The following is a 6626-nucleotide window of genomic DNA, read 5'->3' as shown; positions in this document are numbered from 1 at the left end:
GGATAGTCCGTGGCATCAATTAATTCCTGAATGTAATCGCCCTGATAGGTATACATTTCTTCAGCGGTTTCCAGCGTCAATTCTTTCTCACGCCACATCATGCTATGCGCCTTCATATCATCTTTTGAAGGTAACGCAATGCGTCCCATAATGATGTCTCGCGCATACCAGGCCTGGGCATCAAACATATTGAATGAGTACCATTGGTCCTGCATGCCAAGATAGAAAAACTTCGGATTATCTTCCCAAACCACGCCTTTATAGAGATTAAGCGGCCACAAACGATTGTTGGTCTTTAAGCGTAAATCATCGGAGAGGAATGGGAAGTAATGTAAATAGCCGGTACATAAAATAATGGCATCAATTTTTTTCGAGCTGCCATCCATAAAATAGGCAGTATCGGTATCGACTTTGACCAGATTGGGTTTTTCATCCCAGTTTTCCGGCCATTTATAGCCCATAGGTGCCGTTCGATAACAGCTAATCAGACTACGAGCTCCATATTTGTAACACTGCGAACCGATATCCTCAGCAGAATAACTACTGCCCACCAGCAGAATATCTTTGTCTTTAAATTCCAGCGCATCACGGAAGTCATGGGCGTGCAGAATACGTCCACCAAATTTATCAAAGCCTTCAAAGGTAGGTACTTTTGGTGTAGAGAAATGGCCAGTAGCACAGACCACGTAATCAAATTCTTCAGCATAAACTGTATCTGTACTGTGATCCTGAACTGTCACAGTGAATTTTTGACTGGCATCATCGTAGGTTACATTGCGAACAGCGGTATTAAAGCGGATATATTTACGTACACCGGCTTTTTCTACCCGTCCTTTGATGTAATCAAACAACACTTCGCGTGGAGGATAAGAGGCAATTGGTTTACCGAAATGCTCTTCAAAGGTGTAATCGGCAAATTCCAGACACTCCTTGGGTCCATTAGACCAAAGGTAACGGTACATACTGCCATGTACCGGTTCACCATTTTCATCCAAACCGGTACGCCATGTGTAATTCCACAAACCGCCCCAATCACTTTGTTTTTCAAAGCAGACTATTTCTGGAATTTCAGCCCCTTTGGATTGGGCAGATTGAAATGCTCTAAGTTGTGCAAGGCCACTGGGTCCGGCGCCAAGTACCGCTACTCGAGTTGACATAGGTTTACTCCATCAAGGTTATTAATATGCATGATGCTGCGTTTAATGCAGCTGTCAGCGTAAAAGTAACCTGCTATGCCATGATGAAAAATCCTCTTCTATGGGTATCCCAAACAGGGTAAGTGGTTAATAAACTGGAAAAATACCTATTTATTCAGCTATCTGAAAAATAATCCCCTCAACACCAAGCACCATTCCACTCTCAGAATATAAGCCCCTGCCCTTATCCAGAACCACAATTTCATTGCCATTTGCCTGGGTCAGACGGTATTGAATGCTAAACGTACTTTGGTTTTCCAGAGCAATCTGCACTTGTTCCCAGACATAGCCAGCATCTGCTGCATGAATCATAGCCCCTAGTGATACCTGTGGTTGATTTAACAAAGTTTGGGCAGTGTAACCGGTTACATGCTCACAGCCTTCACTGACATATTCCATCGACCAGCTGATATTGTTTCGTGCTCGATACAGCATGCCGGGTAAACGATCCACCAGACTTTGTAAACTGCGGTAACTGGCATGACGCACCTGCTCATTACGCACCTGGGGGGTAATATCACAAAGCGTGGCTGACAACGGATAGAGTTTGTTTTTCTCAACTGACTGTAAGCGCATTTCACACCAGCGCAGTTCTCCACTGGCACTTATCAGACGAAACCAGATAACCTCTTTTGCATCACAACGCATGTTCTGCAATAGCTGTACCCAGCTAGGAATATCCTCCGGATGCAGAAAGTCGGTAAACGCCTTGCCTTGTGTTTGCTCTATGCTGATACCGGTAATATCCTGCCAGCACTGATTAATCATTTTAATCTGATGCTGTTCATCAAGCATCATTACTACATCACTGAGACTATTTAACAACTGAGTTAATTGTGATGCCGTGGGCGCTGAGTTTACGATTTTAGTTGGCCATTTAAGCAGAGTCATTTCAGCCTTCCCGGTCCGGCAAATCAGCCGATTGATTATTGTGAGCCCATGCAGCCAGTTCCAGTCGCGAGTGGAGATTCAATTTACGCAACAGGTTTTTGACATACACTTTTACCGTGCCGTCGCTAATCCCCAACTCGCGGGCAATCAATTTATTGTTCAACCCTCTGGATATGTGAAATAGTGTTTCACGTTCCCGTTCGGTCATTTGCGTAAACGCCACATTCAATTGGCTGCCGGGTTCCGTTTTATGCTCACGAAGATGGGAAGCAAGAGACGTAACTGCTCCGGCATTGATCACCACATTGCCTTTTACTGCTGATATCAGTTGAGAGAGGATTTCATCCGGAGGTGTATCTTTTTGCAGAAAACCGTTGGCGCCGCAGCGCAGCGCCTCCAGCAACACTTCCTGATCATTGCAGGCAGTGATAATAATGATTTTGAGTTGTTCATCATGGTTACGAAGCTGTTTGAGCACATCCAGTCCTGACTGCTCTGGCATCTGTAAGTCCAGTAACAGAATATCCGGATAGGTATTGCTTAGATTGTTTAATAACGACCTGGCAGAATCATATTCAGCAATCACTGTCAGTTCGTCACTATCGTTAAGCAGCTCCACTACCCCACGACGAAAAAGAGGATGATCATCTACCACGACCACGGATATAGGGTTCATACTTTATCTCCGATATCCATATTCAGTTGCACCAATGTGCCGCCCTCATGGCGTTGTGATATTTGCAGTTTTGCGCCCACCCGTTCGGCACGCTCATGCATTATTTGCAAACCAAAGCTGTCACTGCGCGCTGCTGCGAAATCTATTCCTGTGCCATTATCTTCGATCTGGATATGCAGTTGCCTGGGTGCTTTCAATATCAGTCTGACACGGGCATGGCTTGCATGAGAATGACGGACGATATTGCTGAGACTTTCACGAATAATGTACAGGATCTGAATGGACTGTTTGGGTGGCAGTAGATTCGCGGGTAACCGGTTATCCAGTTCAAACACGATAGCTGACTGCTGCTCAAATTCACGGACGGAGTTGGTCACGCCCTGAGACAGGCTCTCACTTTGCATGGTCAGTCGCGAAGCGGTGATAAGTTCGCGAGTCTGGTGATAGGCACATTGGGTATAGGCAGCCAAATCTTCAGTAATTGGCTTAAGCTCGGCATACTCTGTTTTGAGACATAACTTATCAAGCTTGGCACTTTTAAGTTTCAGATACCCCAGCACCTGTGCCAGTGAGTCATGCAGTTCTGCTGCATAAATCGCTCGTTCTGCAGCCAATGCCTGTTTAACCTTGCTCTCACGTTGAAACCAGGCTTGTAAGCCCTTGGCCAGAGTCTGCTCCATTAACGCTATTTCCCATTTGAGTTTTTTTTCATTGGGCAATGCCTGACTGAAAACCATTAAAAGCCAAATGGTCTGGTTATCGTGCTCAAAAAGACGGCTTGGAACACATGTAACTGATGTCCCGTTTATCTTCAGATTGATAAAGCCCTTTTCTTCTGGTCTTCTGATGGTGAAATGCTGATGCAGACTCTGAATCAATTTTTGTGATGGCGCAGGTTCCATCGAATGATGCAAAAAGGATTCGGACGTTAACGGATTGCTGAATAAGACCAGTAGATCGCCCTGCTCAGCAGGAATGAATTGCTCGTCTATCAGTGCCTGTAAAGAAGAAAGTACCTTAGGCAGAATTTCATTAATATCGTTGGCGGTTGCCAGTTTAAAAGCCAGATCATTCAAATCCAGAGCAGGCTTGGGTTTATTTTTATGTTTTACAAACTGTAATTGCTGACTCAACCACTCTTGTATCGTTGGCCAGTTTTTCCGTTTGATATTGAGCATGACTCCATTGTCCTTCGGCTGAGGTCTTTTTATCTGTCACTAGCAATTTTGGGTCAGTGAAAGATAAACAGCCCCGAATACCATTTATCAGTATAAAGCGTGATCACGCTAGGGTTATTCTCTGAGTGAGACAGCAGTTTTTATGCCATCTACAGTCAATTCAAGCCGGGGTAACACCAATGAGGTATGCCATCAGGAGAATTGCTGCAATCTTGTTGAAGATAAATAGTGTGTCAGTAACGAGCGGCCATTTTTTAATCGGAAAGCAGCTTCAGTTTATGCACTTTAATGTTGCGAAAAACTGAAAAAGTGCACCAGATAAGCTCATATTTTTCGTAACCAGGAATGACAGATGTTAGAACTGCAACAACAGCAATGGGGGAAAGATTATTTTTTCAATTCCCCCCCAGAAAAGGTTATCCGACACTATCGGCTGGCGGGTCATCAAGCGATAAAACTCTCGCTGAAAACAGGCGATAAGCTGGAAATATCCAGCCAGGATAAAGCACAGAATAGTGAACTTATTGTATTGAATTCAAATGGCAAATCGGCACCAGAGCTACTTGAAAAACGCTCTCCTGTTCCAGCAGTGGCTATCAAACAGCAGCTTGAGCAGACGGGGTCAGCTGCAGAACAATTACGTGGCCAATTGGCCAGCTGGCAAATTGATTCAACACATCTGGAGCAGGCTATATGTATCTCAGGGTCTGAAGCAGCAAATTTAACAGCGCTCAACGAGCTTAACGTCATAATCGTCGCCGCGGGTGCAAAAATGACGGTAGATCAACAGTTACCGGTGACTGAGATTGATATAAAAGTCACCTACGCTGAACCTGATCAAGATTCATTGCCGGAGCCATTAGGCCCGATTAAATCAGAGTTGCGGATCCCTCTCGCCTCAGCAAAAACCTATGAAGTTCAAAAAGGCGAATGGATCCAGATCATCGATGTTTCTGGCAAGCAATGCTCAGACTTTGTTGCCTTTGATAAACAAGCATTAGAACAGGGCGTCGAAGTTGGTCTTGATGCAACCGCAACCCGGACGGTTATGGGCTTGAGTAATCCGGTTCCCGGTCTGCACTCACGTTTTCTGGGAACCGATCTGTTATCGATGCTGGAAGTGGTACAGGATACCGTCGGTCGACATGACAGTTTCCTGTTGGCCTGCACACCAAAATATTATGACGACAGCGGTTATTTCGGCCATATCAGCTGTACCGAGAACTTTAACCGGGTTTTGGCACCTTTTGGCATCGCTCCGCGTGCCGGCTGGCCGGCAATCAACTTATTTTTTAACACGGCGATTGATGAATCAGGTGCGGTATTTATGGATGAACCCTGGTCGCGTGCTGGCGATTATGTATTGTTTCGCGCCGATAGGGATCTTATCTGCGCCTCATCAGCCTGCCCGGATGATATTGATCCGGCTAATGGCTGGCAGCCGACCGATATTCATGTGCGGATTTATGATGCCGAACAGAATTTCCCCCGCGCCATTGCCCATCGAACCACTTCTGAGGAGTTACCTCGTATGACAAAAGCATCCGGTTTCCATAACCGTACCTCTGAACTGACCAAAAAATTTATCGACTATGCCGGCTATTGGGTCGCCACTGAATATGATGGTTGGGGAGCCAATGCAGAATACCTGGCCTGTCGTGAACGGGTCGCCGTGCTGGATTTATCAGCATTACGTAAATTTGAAGTTGTCGGTCCTGATGCTGTGGCCTTTTTACAATATGTGTTAACCCAGAATGTCAGCCGCATGGCAATTGGCGAAATTGCACACTCAGCAATTTGTCTGGAAACCGGCGGCATGATTGATGATGGAACCATCTTCCGCATGGGCGAACAAGCCTATCGCTGGATGTGCGGCGCAGAATATACCGGTGTCTGGATGCGGGAAAAAGCTCAGCAAAAAGGTTTTAAAGTCAGCATTCGCAATGCAACTGAACAACTGGATAATCTCGCAGTACAAGGACCGAACAGCCGCGAATTACTGAGTGAAATAGTCTGGACTTCGGACAGTCAACCCAGTGTTGAAAAACTCAAATGGTTTCACTTCACCATTGGCCGTCTTAATGGACCATCCGGGATTCCAGTGATGATTTCACGAACGGGTTATACCGGTGAGCTTGGTTATGAAGTCTGGTGTCATCCGGATGATTCATCAGCTGTGTGGGATGCTGTCTGGCATGCCGGTCAAGTTTTTGACATTGCTCCAATGGGGTTTGATGCGCTGGATATGCTGCGAATTGAAGCCGGTTTAAGTATGGCGGATCATGAATTTACCCATGAAATTACGCCATTTGAAGCAGGTACCGGATTCAGTGTGCCGCTTAACACTAAAAAAGAAGACTTTATTGGTCGTGATGCGCTGGCCCGTCAAACTCCTGAGAGTCGTCATAAACTAGTGGGGATGGTACTTGATGGTGGTGATCCTGCAGCACATGGAGATCACGTCTATAACGGCCGATTCCCAGTAGGCCTTGTCACCAGCGCAACTTACTCACCTTTAATGGGTAAGCAGATTGCTATGGTGAGAATCGCTCCTGATTTTGCCTATATCGGCACGCGGCTCGAAATCGGAAAACTGGATGGTCAACAGAAAAGGCTTGCCGGTGAGGTAGTGAAATTACCGTTTTACGATCCAAAACGCGAAAAGCTGCTTTCATGAATCAGGAA

The 6626-nt window shown here is 45.8% G+C and carries 5 protein-coding genes; 1 reads left to right on the top strand and 4 read right to left on the bottom strand.

Features of this window, described 5'->3' with window-relative positions; genetic code table 11:
* From B3M51_RS04075 to B3M51_RS04060, 4 genes are all read right to left on the bottom strand, one after another.
* The coding region (locus B3M51_RS04075; RefSeq protein WP_292757015.1) for an NAD(P)-binding domain-containing protein at positions 1 to 1157 on the bottom strand (1157 nt) is incomplete at its 3' end.
* A gap of 150 nt (positions 1158 to 1307) precedes the next feature.
* On the bottom strand, positions 1308 to 2087 hold the full coding sequence (locus B3M51_RS04070; RefSeq protein ID WP_292757013.1) for a PAS domain-containing protein: 780 nt from the start codon (positions 2085 to 2087) through the stop codon (positions 1308 to 1310).
* Between the two features lies 1 nt (position 2088).
* Entirely contained in the window at positions 2089 to 2763 is a 675-nt protein-coding gene (locus B3M51_RS04065) for a response regulator (protein WP_292757011.1), read from the bottom strand.
* On the bottom strand, positions 2760 to 3941 hold the full coding sequence (locus tag B3M51_RS04060) for a sensor histidine kinase (protein WP_292757009.1): 1182 nt from the start codon (positions 3939 to 3941) through the stop codon (positions 2760 to 2762). The genes B3M51_RS04065 and B3M51_RS04060 overlap by 4 nt, the downstream gene beginning before the upstream one ends.
* A 352-nt stretch (positions 3942 to 4293) precedes the next feature.
* Here B3M51_RS04060 and B3M51_RS04055 point away from each other — a divergent pair, with 352 nt between their 5' ends.
* Positions 4294 to 6618: a DUF1989 domain-containing protein gene (locus B3M51_RS04055; RefSeq protein ID WP_292757007.1), complete on the top strand. Its 2325-nt coding sequence runs from the start codon at positions 4294 to 4296 to the stop codon at positions 6616 to 6618.
* The last annotated feature ends 8 nt before the right edge of the window (positions 6619 to 6626 follow it).

Origin of the sequence: Methylophaga sp. UBA2689, assembly GCA_002354555.1 — a bacterium.
Taxonomy (GTDB): domain Bacteria; phylum Pseudomonadota; class Gammaproteobacteria; order Nitrosococcales; family Methylophagaceae; genus Methylophaga.
This window is presented reverse-complemented; position numbering and strand designations above follow the sequence as displayed.